The organism is Luteolibacter sp. SL250 (genome assembly GCF_026625605.1).
GTDB lineage: Bacteria > Verrucomicrobiota > Verrucomicrobiia > Verrucomicrobiales > Akkermansiaceae > Luteolibacter.
Map to the genome: position 1 here is coordinate 3,726,654 of NZ_CP113054.1, position 21,383 is coordinate 3,748,036.

13 protein-coding genes are annotated in these 21,383 nt (G+C 65.2%); 5 read left to right on the forward strand and 8 right to left on the reverse strand.

Translation table 11 applies throughout. From position 1 onward, the window contains the following. Window positions 1-278: 278 nt before the first annotated feature. Window positions 279-3,644, forward strand: coding sequence for a beta strand repeat-containing protein (locus OVA24_RS16165; protein WP_267671004.1), 3,366 nt, complete (start codon window positions 279-281; stop codon window positions 3,642-3,644). A 255-nt stretch (window positions 3,645-3,899) separates the two neighbouring features. On the opposite strand, the gene OVA24_RS16170 is transcribed toward OVA24_RS16165, so the two are convergent. Beyond that, window positions 3,900-4,229 carry a hypothetical protein gene (locus OVA24_RS16170; RefSeq protein ID WP_267671006.1) on the reverse strand — a complete coding sequence of 110 codons (330 nt, stop codon included), beginning with the start codon at window positions 4,227-4,229 and terminating at the stop codon, window positions 3,900-3,902. A 451-nt stretch (window positions 4,230-4,680) separates the two neighbouring features. Here OVA24_RS16170 and OVA24_RS16175 point away from each other — a divergent pair, with 451 nt between their 5' ends. Then, window positions 4,681-8,289 (forward strand): beta strand repeat-containing protein, encoded by a 3,609-nt coding sequence (locus OVA24_RS16175; RefSeq protein WP_267671008.1) that lies wholly within the window; start codon window positions 4,681-4,683, stop codon window positions 8,287-8,289. A gap of 363 nt (window positions 8,290-8,652) precedes the next feature. On the opposite strand, the gene OVA24_RS16180 is transcribed toward OVA24_RS16175, so the two are convergent. After that, window positions 8,653-9,531, reverse strand: a complete 879-nt coding sequence (locus OVA24_RS16180; protein WP_267671009.1) for an SMP-30/gluconolactonase/LRE family protein — start codon at window positions 9,529-9,531, stop codon at window positions 8,653-8,655. A 172-nt stretch (window positions 9,532-9,703) separates the two neighbouring features. Continuing rightward, window positions 9,704-11,146, reverse strand: coding sequence for a replicative DNA helicase (dnaB, locus tag OVA24_RS16185; RefSeq protein ID WP_267671010.1), 1,443 nt, complete (start codon window positions 11,144-11,146; stop codon window positions 9,704-9,706). 428 nt (window positions 11,147-11,574) lie between these two features. Between dnaB and dtd the strand changes: the two genes are divergently transcribed. The 3 genes from dtd to OVA24_RS16200 all read left to right on the forward strand — a co-directional run bounded on the left by dtd (window position 11,575) and on the right by OVA24_RS16200 (window position 13,428). Next, window positions 11,575-12,027, forward strand: a complete 453-nt coding sequence (gene dtd, locus OVA24_RS16190) for a D-aminoacyl-tRNA deacylase (RefSeq protein WP_267671011.1) — start codon at window positions 11,575-11,577, stop codon at window positions 12,025-12,027. A gap of 63 nt (window positions 12,028-12,090) precedes the next feature. After that, window positions 12,091-12,558: a hypothetical protein gene (locus OVA24_RS16195; RefSeq protein ID WP_267671012.1), complete on the forward strand. Its 468-nt coding sequence runs from the start codon at window positions 12,091-12,093 to the stop codon at window positions 12,556-12,558. 315 nt (window positions 12,559-12,873) lie between these two features. Beyond that, on the forward strand, window positions 12,874-13,428 hold the full coding sequence (locus OVA24_RS16200; protein ID WP_267671013.1) for a hypothetical protein: 555 nt from the start codon (window positions 12,874-12,876) through the stop codon (window positions 13,426-13,428). Between the two features lie 248 nt (window positions 13,429-13,676). Here the strand turns inward: OVA24_RS16200 and recF are convergent, their stop codons facing one another. From recF to OVA24_RS16225, 5 genes are all read right to left on the reverse strand, one after another. Beyond that, the gene (gene recF, locus OVA24_RS16205; protein WP_267671014.1) at window positions 13,677-14,732 is read right to left on the reverse strand and encodes a DNA replication/repair protein RecF; all 1,056 of its coding nucleotides are present in this window, start codon (window positions 14,730-14,732) and stop codon (window positions 13,677-13,679) included. Continuing rightward, the gene (locus OVA24_RS16210; protein ID WP_267671016.1) at window positions 14,729-16,621 is read right to left on the reverse strand and encodes a DUF4340 domain-containing protein; all 1,893 of its coding nucleotides are present in this window, start codon (window positions 16,619-16,621) and stop codon (window positions 14,729-14,731) included. The genes recF and OVA24_RS16210 overlap by 4 nt, the downstream gene beginning before the upstream one ends. 9 nt (window positions 16,622-16,630) lie before the next feature. Then, on the reverse strand, window positions 16,631-18,184 hold the full coding sequence (locus OVA24_RS16215; protein ID WP_267671018.1) for a DUF7088 domain-containing protein: 1,554 nt from the start codon (window positions 18,182-18,184) through the stop codon (window positions 16,631-16,633). A gap of 12 nt (window positions 18,185-18,196) precedes the next feature. Then, a complete protein-coding gene (locus OVA24_RS16220) occupies window positions 18,197-18,967 on the reverse strand; it encodes an ABC transporter permease (protein WP_267671019.1) in 771 nt (256 codons plus the stop codon). A 589-nt stretch (window positions 18,968-19,556) separates the two neighbouring features. Continuing rightward, the gene (locus OVA24_RS16225) at window positions 19,557-21,362 is read right to left on the reverse strand and encodes an alpha-amylase family glycosyl hydrolase (RefSeq protein WP_267671020.1); all 1,806 of its coding nucleotides are present in this window, start codon (window positions 21,360-21,362) and stop codon (window positions 19,557-19,559) included. Window positions 21,363-21,383: the final 21 nt, after the last annotated feature.

Consider the following 21,383-nt stretch of genomic DNA (forward strand, 5'->3'; position numbering starts at 1 on the left):
TTCGCAATCAAACGGCAATTCAACCGTCGTGGCTCTACCAGTCGGGTTGTTGAAAAAGACAACGGTGGATGTGATCCGCCGTGATGTTCAGAAATGCGTCGATGGCGCGATACTGGCCTTGGTATTTTTGTGAACCCTGTGGTGCTGAAGCTGGCAAGGCGGGTGAGCGGGTGAAATAGGAGGGACGCAGCGGACTGCGCCGCCTCCAACTTTGGCGTTGAACCGGAGGGGGCATCCCTATTTGGTATGCGTCCCCTCCCCCATTTTCACAGAATCCCATGAAACCCCGCCGCCTTTCCCTTCTCCCTGTCCGCGCACTGGCGCTGGCCACGCTGTCCGTTTCCTTTTCCGCAGGCCTGATGGCGGCACCACTCTACTGGGACGGAGCGACCGCAGGCTCCTGGAATGATGTGGCGAACTGGTCCACGGACCCGGGCGCGGGCACCCCGGACCCGGCGGCGGTTCCCGGCGCGGGGGATGTGGCGCATTTCTCCGTCACCGGCCAGACGGGCGGCCGCACCATCAACCTGACGGGAGACCAGGCGGTGCAGGGCATCGTCACGGACAACCTGACGGGGACGGTCACGCTGCGCGGCGGGAGCGGCGCACCGGTGACGCTGACGCTCGGCTCCGGCGGCATCAACCACCTGACGGGGGGCATCACCCTCGGCACCGCGGCGGACCCGGACAAGGTGAACGTCGTGCTGGCGGCCTCCCAGACCTGGAGCAGCGGCAGCAGCGGTTCCGGCGCCGCACCCATCATCGTCCACAATGATGTCTCCGGCTCCACGGGCAGCCAGACGCTCACGCTTTCCGGCATCAACCTCGGCTCATACGTCGCGGGGGGCATCTCGGATGGCGGCGGCACTGTTTCCCTCACCAAGGAAGGCGACGGCATCTGGGAACTGCGGGGGACCAACACTTACAGCGGCACCACCCAGGTGAACGGCGGCATCCTGCGGGTGACCAGCTTCGCCGCGGCGTCCGCCGCTTCGGCCATCAATGTCGCCGACGGCGCGACCTACACGCTGCGGCTGGGCGGCACCGCCATGACCAACACGGAGGCGGACACCCTGCGGGCGCGCATCAACTTCGCCTCATCCGCCGCGTTCCTGGGCCTGGAGCCGACGGCCGCGGTGAACTACGGGAGCAACATGACCGGCAACCACGGGTTGATGAAGACGGGCAGCCAGACGCTCACCCTCAGCGGGGACAACACCTACACGGGAAACACCGTCGTCACCAGCGGCTACGTCGCCTTCACGGACACCGGGGCGGTCAGCGCCAACAGCGCCATCACCGTGAAGTCCGGGGCGGGTGTCTTCGCCTTCGCCGGCGGGGCCGGATTCTCCATCACGGAGCTGGAGGCGCTGCGCGCCGCGCTCACCTATGAGGACAACACCTCCATGTTCGGCGTCAGCACGGCGAACGGGGACTTCAGCTATGACGTGGGCATGGCCGGGGCGCATGGCTTCGTGAAGGCGGCGGCGGGCACCCTCACCTTCGGCGGGACGGCAAGCAACACCTACACCGGCCAGACCAGGATCGCGGGCGGCACGCTCCACCTCAACAAGACCGGCGGAGCCACCGCCGTCGCGGGAGACATCCTCATGTCCACCGGCGGGCTCACGCTCGGCCAGAACAACCAGATCGCGGACACCTCCGTCATCACCGCCACCGGCGGCAACATCAACTTTTCGGCGAAGAGCGAGACGGTCGCGGGCATGGCGCTCAGCGGCGGAGCCACCTTTTCCACCGGCAACACCGGCGGTGGCAGCGCCACCAGCACGGCGACGCTGGGGGTGGTCACCGCGGCGGACACCTCAAGGCTGACCGTCAACAGCGGCGGCAAGATCACCGCCACGTCCATCGCCCTCACCGGCACCAACAACACCGCCGGCAACATCCTCATGGGCGGCGGGCACAACACCGCCGTCTCCACCCTGGAGATCGGTGCGGGCGGCCTGTCGATGACCGGCCAGACCATCCAGGTCAACAGCGCGTCCTCCACCCAGAAAGGATCCCGCATCTCGCTCAACGGCGACTTCACCGGCAGCGGGGAGAACCTCATCAAGCTGGGCGCGCCCACCTCCTCCCTGGCGGAGCTGGCCATGGGCACGGGGGAGCGCACCTTCAACATCACCGCCGGCAACACCCAGATCGACCTCAACGTGGCGGGTGAAACACTGGTGAAGACCGGCGCCGGTTCGCTCGCACTGACGGGGAACAACACCCACACCGGCCTGACGAAGGTCAACACCGGCATCCTCCGCGTGCTGTCGAACAACGCGCTGGGTGGCGCCACCCAGGGCACGGAGGTCGCCGCGGGAGGACAGGTCCGGCTGGAAAACAACGTCACCGTCACCGGGGAGAGCCTCAGGATCACCGGCACCTCGAACTCCGGGGTGTCCGCAGGCCTCCTGAACTTCAGCGGCAACAACGTCTGGACCGGCGGCATCACCCTGGACGTCGGCAACGGCCAGAACACCCGCATCAGCATGACGGACGGCACCCTCGACCTCCAGGGGAACATCCTCATCGACAGTGGCGCCACCTCCTCCACCACGGTGGGCTTGGTGCTCACCGGCAACGGCGGGACCGGCAGGATATCCGGAAACATCAGCGGCGCGGGCAACAGCCAGGTCCTCATCAAGAACGGCAACAGCACTTGGGAACTCACCGGCACCAACACCTACGGCGGCACCACCCGCGTGGACGCCGGGGTTCTGGCCGTCAATTCCATCGCCAACAACCTCGGCAGCCCCACCACCGGCAACAGCGCCATTCATTTCGGCGAAGCCCTCACCACCGGCACCCTCCGCTACACGGGAACCGGTGAAACCACCACCCGCGGGATCTATCTCCGTTCCAACGATGGCGCCGCCGCCGGCGGTGGCGTGATCGAGCAGGCCGGCACCGGCAGCCTCATCATCTCCGGAGGCGTCACCAGCAACACCACCACCAGCGACAAGACCCTCACCCTCCAGGGCTCCACCTCCGGCACCGGGGAACTCAGCGGCACCTTCGCCGATACCGGCGGCGCAGGGAAAACCCACCTCGTCAAATCCGGCACCGGTGTCTGGACCCTGTCCGGAGCCGCGAAGGCCTATGAAGGCACCACCACCGTCACCGGCGGCGTGCTGAACGTCTCCACCTCCCTCACCCAGTCCACATCCATCACGGTCACGGACGGCACCTTCCACATCGCCGCGGACAACGTCATCAAGGATGATGCCACCGTCACCCTGGGCAGCGGAGCCATCCTCCAGGTCACCGGCTTCAGCGATGCCGCGGACGTCCTGGCGGTGACCGGCAACGCCCAGTTGATGCTGGCCGGTGGCAACAACTCCCTCAGCTTCGCCGACTCCTCCTCCACGGACTGGACCGGCGGTCTCCTCGCCATCTCCGGATGGTCCGGCCTCACCGCCGGGGATGATGAGATCCTCTTCGACGCCGCGGGCCTCACCGGCAGCCAGCTTTCCGCCGTCACCTTCGTCAATCCGCAGGGCTTCGCCGCAGGCACCTACAGCGCGAAATTCATCGGCAACGAGCTGGTCCCGGACGCGCTGATCCCGGAGCCATCCACCACGCTGACGCTCCTCTCCGGCGCGGCCTGCCTGTTCCTCCGCAGGAGGCGGCAGTAAGGAGGGAGGACACTCCTGTCCTCCGGCGGCATTGGCGGACGAAGGAGGAGAAGTTTTCAGTTTTCAGTTTTCAGTTTTCAGGGAAGAAAGAAGGCTGACCGCGACTCCAGCGAATCCCGGAGAGATCCTTTCTTCCCTGTGGGGCCTTCACAACTTCGCGGTGAATCTTTGATGATTCGCCTGTGAAGGGAACCCGGGGAAGATCATCCAGGTCCGTATGGAGGATGAAACGCATCTTGCTGACGCGAAAATCTATCACCCCATCCTAAATCCGCCGATCCATTCGTTCCCGTGATTCGTCCAAATCACCGGCAGGCCTTCGAATTCCTCCACCAAAGCATCCGGATGCGATCCATCCCAGGTCGCCTTCAAGGTTACTTTCAACAGATAAGTCCCCCCGTGATAGATGCCGACATTCGCTGTGGTAACCGGCAACGGTGAACAACCCACCAAGCGGGCAAGTGCCATGATGGCAATAGGAAACCCCTCACCCTCATAGGTATTCCAATTCAGGAAATCCTCCATCCTCTCCCCTTTGTCCAGAGAGAGCCAATTTTCGTAATATGAAGCGTCCATGTTTTTCACGGCAGTAGCACGACCCCAAGCGCATGCCACGCCTAATCTTCCAACATGCTTTGGTGCAGCGATGACACGGATCTCTCTCCGGGAGATCCGGCGGCGGATGTGCCATCCATTCCGCGTTCGCCTTTTGCAACAGAGCCTCCGTTCCCGCGTTCTTCCATGTACCCATCGGAGCGACATTCCCGCCTGCCCCAGCCGGACGGCTCGGAGAGCCATCCCTGCCACGGAGCACCCGTCCGCCTTCCTTTAGGCGGCGTGGCTGACTTTCGGACCGGACACCCACTTGTCCTCGGCGAACAAGCGGATCTCGAAACTACAGATTCCCGATACAGGCCAGTAAGGAGCAGCGAGGCGCGGCTCTCATTAAATTTCGTATTGAAATCCCGCGGAACACCCGCTTGAGTTCCCGCTGACTCCCGTAAAATCCCACGGCGGTCCCCCAAAACCCTCGTATATGAAACCCCTCCGCTTTTCCGCGTTGGTCCGCGGTGTGACGGCATGTACTGCCGCCGTCTTCACCCTCAGCTCCATCCCGGCCTCCGCCGTGCCCTACTGGTGGGACGGCACCGCCGCGGACAATGACTGGGGGAATGCCTCCAACTGGTCGGACAGCTCCACCGCGAACGCGAACCCCACGGTCGTGCCCGGCGCACTGGACACCGCCAACCTCACCGCATCCGGCCTCACCGGTCCGTTCAACATCAACCTCAACGGGAACCGCGCGGTTGACGGCATCGTCACCACGAACCTGGCCTCCCTGGCCACCCTCCTCGGCGGATCCGGAAGCTCCACGCTGGCCGTCGGGGCAGGTGGCATCAACCACAGCAGCGGCGGCGGCCTGACCATCGGCTCCGCCACCGCCGGGCAGGAGGTGAACCTTTCCCTCACCGGCAACCAGAAATGGACCAGCAGCGCGGCGGGCACGGGCCAGGCGGCCATCATCATCAACAACACCGTCAGCAACGGCGTGTCCGGCGGTGATCCGGTCACCCTCACGCTTGGCGGGATCAACCAGAACGCCATCATCAACGGCGCGATCTCCAACGCCAGCGGGACCGTCAACCTCATCAAGGCGGATACCGGCATCTGGACGCTGGCCAATGCGGCCAACACCGTCGGCACCACCCAGGTGAACGCGGGCACCCTGCGGCTCCTCAATGCGACGACGCTCAATCCCGCCGCCACCACCGTCGCGTCCGGAGCCACCCTCTCCCTGCGGGTGGCGGGCGCCGCCGGATTCACCACCACGCAGGTGGATGACTACCGCAGCGGCGTCACCTTCAACTCCGGCTCCACCCTGGGTCTGGACACCGCCAACGGTGACTTCACCTACAACAGCAACATCACCGGCACCCACAACCTGAACAAGCTGGGCGGCAACACCCTCACCCTGGGAGGGGCGAACACCTACACCGGCACCACCACCATCTCCGAAGGCGCGCTCGCCATCGCCAACATCTCCGCCTACAACGGCAACACCCTCACCGTCGCCAACGGCGCCATCCTCATGGCCCTCTCCGGCGGGAGCAACCTGACGACCGCGCAGATCGACTCCCTGCGGACGGCCGCCACGTATTCCGCGGGCGGCGTCTTCGGCATCAACACGACGAACGGGGACTACACCTACGGCAGCACCATGACCGGTGCCCTGCGGTTCCAGAAGTCCGGGACCAACACGCTGTTCCTCACCGGGAACAACAGCCACATCGGCGGCGTCAATGTCTCCGGCGGCATCCTGAGCGTGGACAACATCCGCAACGGCGGGCAGGCCGGTGCGCTGGGCACCTCCTCCAACGCAGCGACGAACCTCAATCTGGCGGGTGGCCGCCTGCGCTACACCGGCACCGGGGACACCACCAACCGGTTGTTCCAGGTCCTCGCCTCCAGCACCATCGACTCCTCCGGCACGGGCGCGCTCATCTTCTCCAACACCGGCACGAACACGACCGGCACCGGAACCGCGAACGCCCGCACCCTCACCCTGACCGGCTACAACAAGGACGCCAACACCATCGCCGGCGTCATCACCAACAGCGGCGGCAGCCCCAACGTCACCAACCTCACCAAATACGGGTCCGGCAACTGGACCCTCTCCGGCGCGAACACCTTCACCGGAGCCATCCGCCCGAACGGCGGCGTCCTGACGCTCGACTACGGCACTTCCGATCCCCTCGCTTCGGCAGCGACCATTCTGATCAACCAGGGCGCGATCGAGTTCAAGGGCAAGTCCACCGGTGTCACCACGGACACCATTTCCAGCCTCATGATCGGGGATGGCAACAACGGCCTCGGCCGGGTGATCCTCAACGGCAACGGCGGCTCCGGTGTCCAGCTCACCATCACCACCCTCACCGGCACCGGTGGGAACTCGCAGCGGCACGACCTCATCGACCTTTCGGGAAATGCGGGGAACTCGATCACCGTCGGAACCCTCGCTCCCGCCATCGTCGGCCCTCCCGCCGTCGCCGCCCCCCTGGCAATGGTCAACGGAGTCCTGATGAACGTCAACGGCGGCAGGGCGAACATCATCCTGCGCGACACGGACGGCAGCTATGGCTTCGCCGCTCTTTCCGGACCCACCTCCGGCACCCTCCAGAAAGTCGCCGCCGCCAACCAGACGGTCCTTTCCGCAGGCAGCGTGAACATGGCTACCTCAACGGCCAACTATGTCCTGAACGCGGCCGGCACCTACACCCAGCAGGCGACCACGCCGCTGGTCTTCAACACGCTGACGGTGGACTCCACCGCCGGGGCGGTGACGCTCGACATGGGGGCGAACGCCATCACCGCCGCGGGCAGCGGAAAGGGGATGCTTTTCAGCGGCTCCAATGACATCTCCATCACCGGCACGTCCACCGCCTTCGGCGGCTCCGCGCTCTGGTTCCACAACTACATCGCGGATGGAAAGGTGCTCGACATCTCCGCCTCCTTCGGCACCGGCAACTTCATGATCGTCGGCGGCACCGGCACCACGCTTTACAGCGGCACGGGTCTGGCGGGCACCTTCATCCTGGACGGCGGCCTGTTCCGCGCGTCCACCGCCCAGAACACCACCGCCACCCTGCGGATCAACTCCGGCGGTGTGTTCGAGATCGGCGCGGACCTCAACGGCACCGGCGCGGGGGACCTGACGAAAGCCCTCGGCACCGCGGCGGGGAACATCCAGTTCACGGGGGATGCCGGACTCAGCGCCCATGGCGGGAACCGGGTGGTGAACTTCGGCGGAGCCAGTGCCGGCATCACGTGGGGACAAGCGAACTTCCTTACCTTCGGTGACGCAACGGATGGTGACTACACCTTCAAGCTGTCCTCCGTCCTCTCCGACTCCAACATAGAGATCCAGAACGGAATCAACCTGAACGGGAAGACCCGTGTGGTGGAGGTTGCCAACGGTTCCGCCGCCGTCGACGCCACCCTCAGCGGCGCGCTCAGCGGGGACCTCTCCGCCGGCCTCATCAAGACCGGCGCGGGCACCCTCTCCCTCACCGGCACCAACACCTACCAGGGCGCGACCCGCGTGGATGCCGGACGCCTCATCATCGGCTCCGGCGGCATCAACGCCTCCACCAGCATCCAGGTGCGGAACGCCACGCTCGAGTTCGGCGCGCAGACCGCCGCCAACACCCAGGTGAACGACAACGCCGTGGTGACCCTGCAGAACGCCATGATGATCACCAACGGCACCAACGAGCGGTTCGGCCCCATGGCCATCTCCGGACCCAGCCAGATCCAGCTCGGCGGCAGCAACATCCTCAACATCGCGGACTCCTCCGCGCAGAGCTGGACCAGCACGCTGGCCATCCTCGACTGGGGAGGCTTCAGCCTGGGCGGCGGGGATGACCAGATCTACTTCGGCGACAATGCCAGCGGCCTGACCACCTCCCAGCTCTCCATGATCAGCTTCATCAACCCGACCGTCGATGGGCAGGGCTACACGGGCAGCTTCAGCGCGGGCATCCTGGCTGACGGGGAGATCATCCCCCTCATCCCTGAACCATCCGTAACGGGCCTGGCACTCCTCGGTGCGGCCGGTGTGCTGCTCCGCCGCCGGAGGAAGGCCTGAGCTGCTGGTCCGCAGACCCGGAAGCGGATGGCAACGGACTTCCCCGATGACCGGTGGGTGGAATGGATTCCATGCCGTTAAGGATCGGAGACTTACACCGATCCTTAACGGCATTTTTTAACCACGGATTACCGGATTAAACGGATTACACGGATTGTAGTGCTGAGGGTTTTTAAAGAAACACAATCCGCGTAATCCGTTTGATCCTGCAATCCGTGCTCAGAGAAAGCTTCGCAACCGATTGGTCGTCGAACGTCCGGATGACGCCATCCGGGTGACAACCAAATTTGGGAACCCAATCCTTATCAGCATTGGAATGATTTCCGCCTTTCCCGGGGAGCGGAGCAGGCCCGCTGGGACCGCTCACAGGGGCAGGAAAACCAGCCTGCCCGCCTTGGTTTCCGGGACGACGAGGACACCCGCCTTTTCATCGACGAAGGCGTCCGCGGCGGCGGTCAGGCCCTCGCCCATCTTCACCTTGCCGGGGTATTTCCACACGTTGCCGGTCCGGACCTCCGTGACGTAGAAGTTGCCCTTGGAATCATGGACGATGGCGTCCGCGCTGCGGTGGCCTTCCGCCAGAACCTTGAAGCCCCCCTTCCCCTCCCATTCGTAGATGTTGCCGGTGAAGAACTCCGCGATGCGGATCTTCCCGTCCGGAGTCACATCCACGCCGTTCGGGCATTTCATGCGCTCGTCCGCCGGGACCACTTCGGTCACCTTTCCGTCGAGCGTGATCCGGTAGATGCGGCCCACCGCGGGCACGGCCTTCGCCTCCGCGCTGTCCAGCGGCCAGAAGCCATCCGGCCCGGCGATCTTGTCGCGCGCGCCCATGTCCGTCACCAGCACGCTCTTTCCATCCGCCGCGATGGCCACGTCATTGAGGAATAGGATGGGGTTCGGAAATGCCTCCGGCCCGGCCAGCAGTTTCTTCTCCCCCTTTGAATCGATCCTCCACACCTGGGTGAAGTCCGCCGTGATGAGGGAGTCGTCCAGGAACACGATGCCCTTCGGGTCGTGCAGCCCGCTGACGAACGGCTTCGCCGCGCCGTCCTCGATGACGACGATGGAGCCGTCCCCATCCCCCGGGTTCCGCGTCGGCCCCATGAGGGTGACGTGGTACTTGCCGCCGAAGCCCTTCGTCACGCTCTCCGGGTTCGGCCCGACGTCGATGGTTTTCAGCTCGGCGGAAGCGATGCCCGGAACAAACGCGGCGGCAAAGAGGAAGGCGATGGGTTTCATGGATTCCCGAAAGTCGAATGGATCACGGGAGGCAAGTCAAGAGAGCTAAGGAGGGAGGACACTCCTGTCCTCCGGCGGCATTGGCGACGGGCGTGGGAATGGATCCAGCCTAGGAGACCTTTGCTGTGTGTTCCGGTTGCAGTCGGAGGACAGGAGTGTCCTCCCTCCTTACTCACTCCGGATCCTTCGCGGGGGCGCCTGTCTCGAAGCGCATCAGTTCCGCGATGAAGGTGAGCGGGATGTGGCCGGTTTCGCCGTTACGGTTTTTGGCCAGGACCAGCTCGGCTTCGCCGGCCTTGGCTTCCTTGTCCTCGGCGTCCTCGGCGTAGTAGGCGGTCCGGTAGAGCAGGCCGACCATGTCGGCGTCCTGCTCGATGGAGCCGGACTCCCGGAGGTCGGACATCCGGGGGACACCCAGGCTCTTGCCGCTGCGGCTTTCCGGACCCCGGTTGAGCTGGGCGAGGATGAGGATGGGAAGGCTGAGTTCCTTCGCCAGCGCCTTGATGCCGGAGGAAATTTCCGCGATCTCCCGCTCACGGGAGCCTTCCGCCTGCTTCGTGCGGGACTTCATCAACTGGAGGTAGTCGATGGCGATGAACTGGATGTTCTCCTCCCGCTTCTTCCGCCGCGCCTTCGCCCGCAGCTCGTTGATGGAGATGCCTGCGGTGTCGTCGATGAACAGCTTCGACCCGGCGATCTCGAGCGCGGCGCGCTGGATGCGCTGGAGGTCGCCCTTCGCCGGGGTGTAGCCGCGGGAAAGCTGGCTGAGGGCGAACTTCGCGCGGGCGAAAATGAGACGCTGCACGATCTGGAAGGAGCTCATTTCGCAGGAGAACACCATCGACGGCTTCTGCAGGTCCATGCAGATGTGCTCGACGATGTTCATCATGAAGGAGGTCTTTCCCATCGACGGACGGGCGGCGACGACGAACATTTCCCCGGGCTTCAGGCCGCTGCTCATGCGGTCCAGCTCGCTGAAGCCGGTGCCGATGCCCTGCGCGCCCTTTTCCCCCGCCAGCAGCGCCTGGAACTGCTCCAGCACCTCGTTGACGGACTGCTTGATGGAGGGCGCGCGGTTGGATTCGGAGCCTTCGCGGATGGCCAGCACGTTCTGCTCCACGGAGTCCAGCAGGCCCGCCACCTCGTCCGGCGCGTCATACGCCTGGGCGATGGCGGCGTTCGCGTTCTGGATGATGGAACGGAGGACGAACTTGTCCTTCACGTGCTGCAGGTGGCTGCGGAAATGCCCCGGACTGGGGGCGTAGGTGTAGAGGTCCGTCAGGGTGGCCGGGCCGCCCACGCGGTCCAGCAGGCCGCGGTCGATCAGGCGCTGGACGAGCGACACCAGCTCGACTTCCTGGCCGGCCTCGAACAGCTCCACGAGGAACGCGAACAACGTGGAGTGGGACGGCAGGTAGAAATGGTCCTTCGTCAGCTTTTCCTCGATCGCCACGCCGATGTATTCCTGCGGGTCCTGCAGCATGGAGGACAGCAGGCTCTTTTCCGGACCCACGGCGTGCGGCAGCGCGCGCGTCACGTCATCCACCGCGGCCGCTCCCTGCTGGAGGTAGGAGTTCGGCGAGGAGGTGGACGGTGGTTTGGTGTCGGTGGCCATGAACGGAAGCGGGGCGCAGAGAGTGCCAAACCTCCCCCCGACGGTCAATGACACCCTTCGGGCGCAGGTCACCTCATTCCGGGAATCCAACCGCGAATGGACGCAAATGAACACGAATGGAAGGTGGGTGGAGAGGGGTTTTTCCAGATCGAAGCATCATCACCCAACCCTGATTCACGGTGGATTCGCGTCCATTGGTGTTCATTCGCGGTTCGGAATTTCTGAACGGCAGGCCGCCATTTTGTGAACAACGTGTGGATGCGCTGTGGACGGCTGTTGACAACGGCAGGCGAAATCCGTTGTGAGCAACCTGTGGATGCCTGTGAATAACCGGTTTGTGAACAGGCTGTGAACAGCCTGTGGACGGACTCTGTTTCTCCCTGGCAGACAGGCATTGCCAAATGGGATCGAACGCTTGAAAAGAAGGCATGCGAGCCATCCTGCAACGCACGCTTGAAGCGTCGGTGAGTGTGAACAACCAGACGACCGCGGCGATCAAAAGTGGGTTGCTGATTTTGCTGGGAGTGGAGGACGGAGACGTCGCGGAAGATGTGGAGTGGCTGTCGGGGAAGGTCGCGCGGATGCGGATCTTCGCGGATGAGGAGGGGAAAATGAACCGCTCCGTGACGGAGGCGGGCGGCGGCATCATCGTGGTCAGCCAGTTCACGCTGCACGCCTCGACGAAGAAAGGGAACCGTCCGTCGTTCCTGCGGTCGGCGGCGCCGGCGGTTTCGGAGCCGCTTTATGAACGGTTCTGCGCGACGCTGGAGACGGAGACCGGGACGCCGGTGGGGCGCGGCATCTTCGGCGCGGACATGAAGGTGGCGCTGGTCAACGACGGACCGGTGACCATTTTCATCGACTCCCGGAACCGGGAGTGAGCGGGGCCGCCCCGGAGGACAAGCGGCGGTGGCGGGCAGCCCGGAAATGGGGTACCGTTCCGGATGAAACGCCTGCTGATCCTGTCCTGCCTGCTGCTGCCGTTCTTTCCGCACGGTGCCATGGCCATCCCGGTGGAGGTGATCGAGGCGAGGCTGCGGGACGTCCGCTTCGAGTCGTTTTCCGTGGCGGAAATGACGCTGCCGGAGGCGCTGACCGCGTTGAAAAAACGGGTGGATGAAATGACGGCGGAGAACCGCCCGCCGGAAGAAGCGCCGCTGCTGCTGATCCTGGTGCCGCCCGCCCCGGTCGCCGGGGATCCGGGCAACCACCCTCCCCTCACCGTTTCCTATGATGGGAAGAACGTCACGCTGGACACCATCCTGCGGGAGATCGCCCGGACCGCGAACCAGGACGTCTTCCTGACCTCCGCCGGGGTCGTCATCACGCCGAAGGGCATGCCGCCTTTCCCGAATCCGGAGTGGAAGGAAGGAGAGATCTTCCGGAAGCTGACCAGCGATGGGAGGGAGTAGCGGCTTCCAAGGGTAGCGGTATATGGGGCTACCCTCCGCGCGGCAGCGTCATGGAGTGCGGCAGTCCTCTGCCGCTATCAGTGGCGGGAGAAACGATCCCCCACCGAAGGGTCTTCTCCAACACGAAAGTCCCCCGGATTTTTCCGCCGGTTGCCCGTGGCGGCATCGATTTCCCAAAGCGGCAGAGGGCTGCCGCACTCCATGACGCTGCCGCGACCGGGACGTATCCCCCGTGAAATCCATCCCGGAACGAAAACAGCACCCCGCCTCCATATATCCTCGCCCACTACCGATTCCCCTTTCTAACAATATCCCATGCAGGAGACGCCGTGGCCTCATGCCCCGCCACACCGGCTGGTGGAGGGCGGTGCGTATTTCGTCACCGCAGGCACCTACCTGAAGGTCCATCACTTCCGGGGTGCGGAGCGTCTTGAAATCCTGCATCGGGGGTTGCTCACCGTCGCCCGCGATTTCGGCTGGAACCTGGAGGCATGGGCGGTTTTTTCGAACCACTACCACTTCATCGGCAACGCCCCGGCGGACGCGGCGAGTCTTTCCGACATGCTCAGCGTGCTGCATACGAAGACGGCGGGATGGGTGAACCGGCTGGACGGAACGCCGGAGCGGCAAGTGTGGTTCAACTTCCGCGAGACGAAGCTGACCTATCAGGCCGGGTACTTCGCCCGGCTGAACTACGTCCATCAGAACCCGGTGAGGCACGGGCTTGTCCCCGTCGCGAACCAATACCCATGGTGCTCCGCCGCGTGGTTCGAGAAGGAGGCCTCCGCGGCGATGGTCAAATCCATCTACCGCTTCAAAACCGACCAGGTGAAAGTGGCGGATGATTTCGAGACGGATCCGGAGTGGTGAAGCGATGAACGCGGGTGGGATCTCCACGGTCGCGGCAGCGTCATGGAGTGCGGCAGTCCTCTGCCGCTATCAGTGGCGGGTGGGGCTTTCCCCAATGAAGGAGCTTCTCCGTAACGAAAGACATTCTCTGTAACGGAAGACCATCGGACGTTCCAGCCGTCTGCCCATGGCGGAGTTTCCTTCCCAAAGCGGCAGAGGACTGCCGCACTCCATGACGCTGGCGCGACTGGGGCACCTCCCCTCTTTCCTCACGAAATCGCCCCGCCGGAGACGGTGATTCGGGACAGCTCCGCGAGGGCGGGTGTTTCCTCGAGCCAGCCGAGATGGGTGGTGGTGATCCACTTCTGGGCACCGGCGGGGAGGTGGCGCATGAGGGCGTTGCGGCGGCCGGGGTCCAGCTCGCCGAAGATGTCGTCCATGAGGTAGATGGGGAGCTTTCCGCCGCGTTGTTCGAGCAGGGCACCCTGGGCGAGCTTGAGCGCGAGGGCGATGGTGCGCTGCTGGCCTTCGCTGGCGAACTCGGACGCGGGCACGCCGTGGAGCCGCAGTTCCAGGTCATCCCGGTGGGGGCCGACGACGGACTGGCGCAGGCGGGTTTCGCGCTCGCGGGCCTGCAGGATGGAGTCGCGCAGGGAGGGACCGCTGGCGGGCAGGTAGCGGAGGGTGAGCGGCTCGTCCTTTCCGCTGACGGCGTGCTGGGCGGCGGCGGCGAGCGGGGAAAGTTCCTCAACAAGCCGGGCGCGGATGGCCATGAGATTCTCGCCGTGTTCGACGAGGATTTCCTCATAGGAGGCGATCTCCGCGTCGCGCGGACGGCCGTCCTTGAGCAGGGCGTTCTTCGCCCGCAGGGCGCGGCGGTAGCGTGCCCAGGACCGCCGGTAGGAGGCGTCCACCTGTGCGCCGAGGAAGTCGAGGAAACGCCGCCGTCCCTCCCCCGGACCGCGGATGAGGTCGAGGTCCTCATTGCCCATCCAGACGACCAGGCCGCCGTCGGCGAGGTAGCCGGTCTGGCTGGGCTGGGACTCGCCGTCGGTCTCCAGCAGCAGGCCGTCGCGGGAGTGGCGGACCTTCCTTTCCTGGCCCCATGGGTCTCCTGCGATGCCGAAGCCGGGCGTGCCGATGCGAGCCATGGCGGCGATGCGGTGGGTGCGCGGGGAGTGCAGCCGCACGAGCATGCAGATGGACTCCAGGATGGAGGTCTTTCCCTGGGCGTTGTCCCCGGTGAGGACGACCCCGGCTTCCGGGGCGGTGAGGTCCAGCGACCGGAAGCAACGGAAGTCCTGGAGACGGAGCGAGGAGATCACGGCTGCGCTTTCTCCAACGGGTCGATGCCGAGCTTGAAGGCGGTGTCCCGGTCGATGACGAAGGGGTGCGGCTCCCCGCTGAGCCTGCCGTAGTAGTCGGCGGAGTCCGTCATGGGCGCCAGCGTCAGGGTGCGGCGCTTCCGTTCCCCGGTGTCGTCACCGAGTTCATCGACCTGGATCTCCGAGGTGGTGAGGGTGAAGACGGGATTGGCCAGGGCGGCCTCCGCGGCGGGGTCCGCCAGCGGCAGCCAGCGGGAGACATACACGGCGAGGATGGCGTTGAGCATGGCCTTCGCCTTCGCCGGCTCGATGCGCGGGGTGACGTCCGTGCCGGCGATGCTGCCGCGCCACGTTTCCATGGCGTCGTTGTAGGTGAGGTCCAGCGGCGGCTCCGTGCGCACGGTGCGCTGGACGCTCTCCAGGTCCACCCCGGCGATGGACCAGAGCAGGGCGTGCCGCCACTCGTGCGGCTGGATGGAGATGGAGGAAAGGATGGAGCGTTCCACCCGCATGACGGTGGGGGTGCCCTGGCGGTTGACGAAGACTCCGCCCTGCTGGTCCATGCCGAAGTTCAGCCGCAGGGTCTGGTTGTTGCCGTCGATGACCTCGATGACGAGGAAGGGCTTGTCCAGGCCCCACTGGGAAAGGTCGGGCGCGGCGTCGCTCTCGATGCCGGTGGCCTTCGTGCCGAGCATCTTCAGCAGGGCGAACAGGCGCTGCTCGTTGGCGTCCTGCTTCTCTCCGTTGATCTCGACCTGCCACGGCCGCGGCGGGTCGATGCTGAGCAGGATCCTGCTGCCGGTCAGCGGGGTGATGGAGATGGCGCGGACACCGGCGATGTTGAGGTGGGTCAGCGCGCGGTCGCGCAGTTCATTGACGGTGACGGGGAGGTTGGCGAGGGAGCCGGGACCGGCCTTGCGCGGCAGGTGGAAGACGGTGTCCGGGCGGTCGCTCACGGTGGCCAGCGCCTCGGTCGCGTCCGCGGTCTCCGGCGGGTAGATCTCCAGCAGCGTTTCCTTTTCCTGGCCGTACGGGGTGACGGCGATCTGGAACGGCTTCGAGGTGGGGTCCACGGACGGCAGGGTGACGGAGCTGCGGTCCACCACCTTGGTGGCCGTCAGCTGGACGATGCCTTCCAGCAGCGCGACGATCCTGTCGCGGTCGGTGCGGAGTTCCAGCGGCTTGACGATCCTCCACGGTTGGTTGGGGGTGTCAGCGGTGGGCAGTTCCCGTCCGAGCGTAAGTTCTCCCTGGTCCGTGCGCAGGCGGATCTTCTGGAGCGAGAGCGGATTGACGTAGAATGGATGGTGGTCCCGCAGGTGGCGCATGCCGTCCTTGAACAGGTCGGTGATGTCACCGGGGCAGGCGTAGATGTGGTCCTTTTTCCCGCGCTCCCGGGGCTGGATGTAGAAGTTCGCGTCCGGCTTTCCGGTGACGGTGTTCTCGGTGAGGAGCGGGGTGCGGTTGCCGAGGCGGAAGCGGGCGAGCGAGCCGCCGGAGGCGTCCTCCAGCTCCACCTGCACGTTGCCCTCGCGGAGGCCGGCCTCCATGCGGTCGATCTCATCCACGGGGGCGTGGTCGGTGACCTTCAGGCCGAGGGTGTAGCCGATGAGGCCGGCGGCGGCCTTCGGGTCCATGCGGTCATGGGGCGGAGTGGTGGATTTCCAGATGCCGTCCTGCTTCGCGTACTCCAGGTGGATGCCGCCGGACTCGACGGAGATCTTCGTGACATCGTCCGGACGGAAGCCGGAGTAGAGGTGCTCCCCGGGCTGGACCGGCGGCACGCCCAGGATGGCGTCGAGGTTGCCCTCCTTCAACTGCCAGCCGATGACACCGCAGATGACCACGGCGGACAGGGCGAGGAAGACGGTGAAGGAAAAGGAACGCATGGCGGGAAATCAGGCGCGGCGGGAGGACCAGACGAACGCGCCGATGATGAGGAGCGCGGCGGGCATGAAGAACAGGTTCGCCCGGTTGATGAACTGTACCTGGCTGTCCAGCAGCGGCAGCATGTAGGTGCCGATGGAGCGCGGGCCGGTGCCGGTGAGCGACTTCCGCCCGACGAGCCAGTTCACCGAGGAGGCGAGGAAATCCACGTTCTCCGTGCGCTGGCGGGTGGGGTCGAGGAAGTCGGTGTTGGCGACGACGATCATGCGGGAGGTCTCGTTCGCAGCGGCGTCGCTGGCCTCATCCCCACGGGTGACGCTGGCGGCCAGGTAGAGCGGCGGCTTCGAGTCCTCCGCCGGGTCGAACACGGGGTCGCCCTCGCCGAACTTTGTCTCCCCCCAGAATCCCTCCGCGCCGCGGATGAGGCCGAAGGGGGTGATCTTCCGCGTCATGAGGTCCTCCGCTCCCTCACGCACCTCCAGGGAGGAGGTCGCGCCGTTGAAGAGGGCGGACTGCAGGGCCAGATCGGAAAGGAAATCCACGCCGTAGGTGTAGGTGCCGCGCGCGTGGGTGACGATGCGGTCCCCTTCCCTGGCGATGACGCGGTCACGCTGCGGGGTGACGCCGTTGGTGCGGAGGAAGGCGCGCAGCTTCGCGGGCGTCTCGTTCGCCTTCAGCAGCACCAGCAGGGCGGCGCGGGGGCGCTGCCAGTAGCGCTCCAGCACGGCGATCTCCTCATCCGTGAAGTCATAGCGCGGCGCGACGAGGGCGATGCCCTCCGCATCCTCCGGGATGTCCTTCATGCCGGCCAGCTCCATGGCGGTGAGCTGGATGTTCTGGAGGCGCAGGTTTTCCTCCAGGGACTTCCATGAGGACTCCTCCCCTTCCGCGTCGATGCGGCTCTTGTCGGAAAGGAAAAGCATCTTCCGCGGGCGGCCTTCGATGGCCTCCACCAGCCGGGCGGTGAGCAGGTCCTCGCCCTTGAAGCCGGTGGGCCGCCGCTGGCCTTGGTAGGTGGTGTGGACGACCATCTCATCCGCGACGACGATCTTCACGTTCGGGTTGAGCGCGCGGGTGCCGCCCTGTTCCTGGACGGTGACGGATGACTCGTCCGGGCGGGCGTCGATGAGGAGGAGGTCGCGGACCAGCGAGATGTCATACGCGGCGGTGACCTGCTGGGTGCGGTCCGGACTGCGGAGCGGGTCCAGGATCTCCAGCTCGACCTTTCCGCCGGACAGGCGGGCGTAGTCCTCCGCCAGGGCGCGCACGCGCTCGTAGAACGGGGAGGAGCGGCGGAACGCCATGATCCACTTCACGGGCTTCTCCCGCTTCTGGATGGCGTCCGACTCCAGGTAGCGGCGGGTGGAGCTGGAAAGCGTGTAGTTCCCATCCCGGCTGAGGTCCTTCCGCAGATAGTGGAAGGAGCTGAGGTAGTTCAGCCCGCCCAGGACACACAGCAGCAGGACGAGCTGGATGATGGAAAGCGTGCCCACACCCCAGCGGTTGGGCTTGCGGGGCGTGCCGCCGGATTTTTTCCCGGGCGATTCTGCGGAAGCTTCGGACATGGATGTGTGGGGTCAGCGCCGCCAGCGGCGGAAGTCCACGACCTGGTAGGTCAGGAACAGGACGAAAATGGCGAGGGTGAGGTAGAGCACCGCCGGGCGGCTGTCGAACAGGCCGCTGGCGAAGTAGTGGAGGTGCTGGCGGGAGGAGATGTAGTCGAAGAACGCGGCCCCGGCGAAGGAGTTCCCCCAGATGGTGGTGACGTAGCCGAGGAAGTGGAAGATGACCAGGATGCCGATGGTGAAGATGCCGGCGGTGATCTGGCTGGACGTCAGCGCGGAGCAAAGGCAGCCGACGGCGGTGAACGCCGCGCCCATGAGCCAGATGATGGCCAGCGAGCCGAGCAACCCGCCCGCCGTCCATGCCGGGGGCATGCCTTTCGCCCACTCGAACACCGTCACCCAGTCGAACATCTTGAACTGAACCACGGCGGGCACCCACAGCAGCGTGTAGAAGACCATCGCCGCCGTGTACTTCGACGCCACCACCTGCCAGCTCCGCACCGGCGCGGTCAGCAGGCTTTCCAGCGTCCCGCTGCGTTCCTCCTCCGCGAAAAGCCGCATGGTGATGAGCGGGAAAATGAACAGGAAATAGAACCAGAACAGCGGCGTGTGGAAGGTCACGTACACCAGGCTGTCCTTCACCGGGGTGTCCCGGAACCCCTTCATCGCCGTGGAAAGGGACATCCCCTGCATGACGACGACGAACGCCAGGATGACCCAGCCGAAGGGGCTGAGGAAATAGCCCTTCAATTCCTTGAAGGTGAGGATGCGGAAAAGTCTCATGCGGCGTGGGCGCTCTAGGTAGGTGATCCACCGCCCGGAGGCAAAAAGAAAAGAACCGCAGGAAAAGCGCCGCCCACGGGTGTTTCCGCCTTTTCTGGAGGGGGAACCGCCCCGGTCGCGGCAGCGTCATGGAGTGCGGCAGTCCTCTGCCGCCTTGTTCGGGAACGTCGGACATCGAACGCCCAACATCGAACGTTGAAGTAAAGAAGGCACGGGGGAATCGCCCCGGTCGCGGCAGCGTCATGGAGTGCGGCAGTCCTCTGCCGCCTTGTTCGGGAACATCGAACATCGAACGCCCAACATCGAACGTTGAAGTAATGAAAGCACGGGGGAATCGCCCCGGGCGTGGGTCCATTTCACGGAGACGATGGCTCCGCGGCGGAATCCAACGCCTCAAGAATGCGGTTCATCCCGCCCATGCAATCAGGAATCCGGACGATGCCCATCTGAAAAATGATGGGGCGTGGCGGCCCGCCGCACCGAAGCTGTACGCCGGAAGGTCTGCGGGAGTACGGCATCGGGCTTTCCTGGGGACTTCCCCACAGCCGGAAGTCTCACGACTTCCGCTACCCCTGCGACTTCCGCATTCCTACCACCTGCTGATCTCCAGCACCGCGGCATTCATCGCTTGCAGGGTGCCGATGTTGATACCGTCGGTGTCGAGGTCGTCGCGCTGGATGACGCCCTGCCAGCTTCCTTCGAGGCGGTCGTGGAAGGCCCATTCGCGGTCGTGATCCCGACCCATGAATTCCCACGCGCCTTCCGGGATGAGGATGTGGATGTCCTCCATGTCCTGCTGCGGGTGGAAGTTGGCGACGACCATGAAGGACGCGCCGCTCTCCGGGTCATGGCGGAGGAAGGCGTAGAGCCAATGGCCGGAGACGGGCTCCCCGGGCTGGCGGCCGAAGGCGGGGTTCTCACGGTTGAACCAGTTGAGGCCGAAAAATTCGCCGCGGGTGAAGGCGGGCTGCGCCAGCACGGCGAGCAGGCGGCCATACCAGGCGCGGAGTTCCTTCTGCTCCTGGCTGAGGCCGCCGCCGTCATAGCGGCCGCCGTTCACCCATTTCACGAACTCCTTCATGCACCAGTAGTCGAAGATGGTGGTGCGCTTGTGGTCGGTGCTGAAGCCGGCCTCATCCCCGCCCGCCTCGCCGATCTCCTGGCCGCTGTAGATCATGATGGGGCCGCGCCCCATGCCCAGCAGGACGGCGGATGCGGGCCGTCCGGCGTGCATGCCATGGCCACCCCATACTTCCGGACAGGCGACACGGACCTCGTCATGGTTCTCGACGAAGCGCAGGGAACGGTGGAAGCGCTCCGTGGCGAACTCCCCGCCGTCGAAGTCGTTCGCCCATTTTCCGGCATCATAGATGCCTTCCGCGACGTCGTAGGTCTGCTTGTCATAGACGCCGTCGAAGCCGGCCTCCAGCAGGGCGTCCAGCACGTGTCCGTCGGTGAGTTTCGCGGGGTCGTTGTTATACGCCTCCGCGGAAAAGAAGACGCCGGGCTGGCGGTTGCGCGCGCGTTTCACCGCCCAGCGCCAGAACTCCATGGGCACCATGTGGGCCATGTCCGCGCGGAAGCCGTCCACGCCCATGCCCTGCCACCAGGCGAGGATCTCATCCATGGTGCGCCAGGTCTTCGGCACGTCCTCCACGGCGGCGTCCGGGCCGGGGAGGTGGGAGGTGTCCCGGCCGGTGGTGAAGTCATGGCCGTAGTTGATCTTCACCGTTTCATACCAATCATGCACGGACGGGGTCCATGAGATGACGTTGTTGCCGGTGACCTTCCCATACTCCGCCTCCGGGCCGAAGAAGCCGTCGCCGGAGCCGGGCAGCTTCAGCGGCGGGCCGTCCCCGGGATCGCCGGGGCGCAGGTAGAAGTAATGGTTGTCCCGGTGGAAGAAAACGTCCCGGTCATCCCCCTGGCCGAAGGTGTGCTCCGGGCGGACGTCGGACACGTAGCAGCGGGAAACATGGTTCGGGATGAAGTCGATGATGACGCGCAGCCCCAGGCCGTGGCAGCGGTCCACCAGCGCGCGGAACTCCTCCACGCGGTTTTCCGGGACAGTGGCGTAGTCCGGGCAGATGTCGAAGTAATCGCGGATGGCGTAGGGACTCCCGGCCTCCCCTTTCAGAATGTCGCGGTCATCGGCGGGACGGCACGGATAGTCCGTGCCGCTGGCCTGCTCGATCACGCCGGTGAGCCAGATGTGGGTGAAGCCGAGGTCACGCAGCGAGGTGAGCGCGACCTCATTGATGTCGGCGAATTTCCCGCAGCCGTTCTCCTCCAGCGTGCCGTTCCTTTTCCGCGTGGTGTTCGTGTTGCCGAAGAGGCGGACGAAAAGCTGATAGATCACCGGGCGGGGGGCGGCGGGCGTGTTCGTCTCGGACATCGCCTTCATTCTCCCCCATCG